This window comes from uncultured Campylobacter sp., from assembly GCF_905371695.1.
GTDB lineage: Bacteria > Campylobacterota > Campylobacteria > Campylobacterales > Campylobacteraceae > Campylobacter_A.
On record NZ_CAJPMA010000139.1, the window covers coordinates 1 to 2,837 of the forward strand.

The following is a 2,837-nucleotide window of genomic DNA, read 5'->3' on the forward strand; positions in this document are numbered from 1 at the left end:
CGTCCTCGCCCGTTTTTAGCTCTTCTAGCGTAGCTGGATCTACGATTTTAACGATGGTTCCGGGAAGCGGCAGACCGACCGAGCCCGGCTTATTAAACGTTAGCTCTTTTAGGCTTTCGCGCTCTAAGACGTTTGGCATATTTACGCAAGCTACCGGCGTAGTCTCCGTAGCGCCGTAGCCCTCGTAAATTTCAAGCCCGAATTTCATCTTAAACGCCTCTTTTACGTCGCTTTTTAGCTTTTCCGCGCCCGCGATTACCATTCGCATGCTTTGCAGCATTAGCGGGTGAAATTTCGGATTTTTAACGTAGAGCCTAAAAAACGTGGACGTTCCGAACATTATCGTGGCGTTTTGCCTCGCAGCTAGCTTGCCGATAGCCGCGCCGTCGGTAGGATCGGGCGCTATGGCTTGGCGAATGCCTTCTGCTAGCGGCATTAGCGTAGCTACCGTAAGTCCGAACGAATGAAATATCGGCAAGGAATTTAAGATCACGTCGTCTTTTCTAAAATTTAAAAGCTCGCTGATTTGCTTGATGTTAGTCAGCAAATTTTTGTGCGTTAGCTCTATGCCCTTAGGCTCTCCCTCGCTACCGCTGCTAAATAAAATCGCCGCCGTATCGTCTAAGCTTACGCGTTTAAAGTAAAATTTTCGTACGAGCGGAGCGGGTAAAATCGCCGCGCAAAGAAGCGCTAAAATTTTAGAGCGCGCGCTTACTTTTTCTTTTAAATCGTCCGTAAAAACCGCCCTGTTTTCTAGTAAATTTTCAAACGAAAAACCCTTTGCGCAAAGCTTGTCTAAAAATTTTCGCGCCGTTACGACCGCGCCTATTTGCGCTTTATTTAGCGCCGCGCCCATCGAAGCTTCGTTTAGCGTGTAGTTTAGGTTTACCGGGGTTTTGCCGATCGCAAAAAGCGCCATATTAACGATCGCCGCGCCGGCCGAGCTCGGTAAAAGCACGCCCACGTTTTTCTCGTTTTTAAGCGTTTTTTCTAAAATTTTAGACAGCGTCAAAACCGCCGCTATAAATTTTAGGTTGCTAAATTTCGCTCCCGTCGCGTCCGTGCAGCAAATTTTGCCCAAATTCGCCTTCGCGTTGTCTAGCCAGCGATTTTGCAGCGGCTCAAGCGCTCCGATAAAATTTTCCCACGAGCTATACGAGAGCTCGACTACTTTTTGGCGAAGCGAGGAGGCGTCTATAAAATCAAATATCGGCTCGCCGAAAGCTACTATGATCTCGCGTTTGCCCTGAGCGCGCGTTAGCTCTTTGTAATACTCGCTAGCCCGCGAAAAGCTAGAACCCCAAAGTCCGCGAATATAAAACGGCACCACGGCTACGTTTTGCAAGTCCTTAATGGCTAGCTCGAAACCTCGCGCGAATTCGGCGATTTGCCCGTTGTAGCTTATATTTCCTTCGGGAAAAAGCGCTACGACTTCGCCCGCGTTTAGGTGTTTTTTGATCGCTTCTATCGAGTCTTTGCCCGCGCCCGCGCCGATAGGGATTACGCGGAAAAATTTTAGCGCCCAAGTTAGATACCATTTATCGTAAATTCCGCGGTACATTACGAATTTTATCGCGCGCGGACTGGCTACTTGCAGCACGAGCCAGTCGATCCAGCTTATATGGTTGCCAAGAAGCAGCGCGCCGCCGCTTTGAGGTAAATTTTTAAGCCCCGTAACGTAAAATTTATAGTTGCTTTTTAAGATCGGCATTAAAATTAGCCGCGTAAAAAGGTGCGGCAACTGTAATATCGCATAAAAACTGCCCGCAAAGCAAACGATAGAGGCTAGCAAAAATAGCCCAGCGGTGGATACGCCTAAATTTACGAGAGCGATCGAAGCGAATAAAAACGCGATCATGGCTAAATTTTGCGCGAAGTTATTGCCCGCTAAAATTTTGCCCGCGCTCGAAAAAGGTGCGAAATACTGAATCGTAGCGTTTAGCGGCACGATGAATAATCCGCCGAAAAATCCGAACGCGAACGAACAAACCGCAGCCGTCCATACGCCGCTAGCCGCGCCGAAAAATAAAATAGAAAGCGAAATCCCGAGCGCCCCGATAGGCACGATGCCGTGCTCTATATGAAGCTTGCTCATAGCGCCCGCTACTACCGAGCCGGCGACTAGGCCTAGTCCGCTTACGGCTAGTATGGCTTGAACGACGATCGCGTTATCGCTGTTAAAAACTGCTTTGTAATGAGCGGGGAAAACCGCTACGATAACCTGCGAAACGCCCCAAAATATACTAAGCCCCGCGATGCTAAGCCAGATGTTTTTATTTTCTCTTAGCTCTTTAAAATTTTCGCGCAGATAGCTAAGCGTAAGGTAACGCTTCATGCAAAATTTCGCCTCTTTCGCCTGCTCGTCGGGTTCAAAATAAGGCAGCTTAAAGGTAAAATAAGCCTCCGCCGCGCTAAAAGCCGTGAGCGCGAATCCTATAAAGCTAACGTTGCGCAAAATTTCTCCCGCGTCCGTCCCGCCGCCGTAAAATCCCTCGAATAAAAACGAAAACGCAAACGAGCTAAATAGTATCGCTACGATCGTAAGCGCTTGAATAACGCCGTTTGCCGCGCCTAAATTTTCCGCTCCTACGATTTGTTTAAGTATCGCGTATTTTGCGGGCGAATAAATCGCGCTTTGCGCCGCAAGCAATATCGTAAGCGCGAACGCCGCCCAAAATAGTCCCAGCGCGTAGCACGCCCAAATCAGCGCGCAAATGCCGATCGCGGCGATCGCCGATACGCGGATGACGCGCGTCTTTGAAAATTTATCGCTAATAAAGCCCGACGGCGAAAAAAGCAGCACGAACGGCAGCAAGATCATCGCGTTTATAAGCGCG

1 protein-coding gene is annotated in these 2,837 nt (G+C 48.9%); it reads right to left on the minus strand.

Features of this window, described 5'->3' with window-relative positions; genetic code table 11:
• On the minus strand, nucleotides 1-2,837 hold a 2,837-nt coding region (locus QZ147_RS08955; RefSeq protein ID WP_295149501.1), incomplete at both ends, for an acyl-[ACP]--phospholipid O-acyltransferase.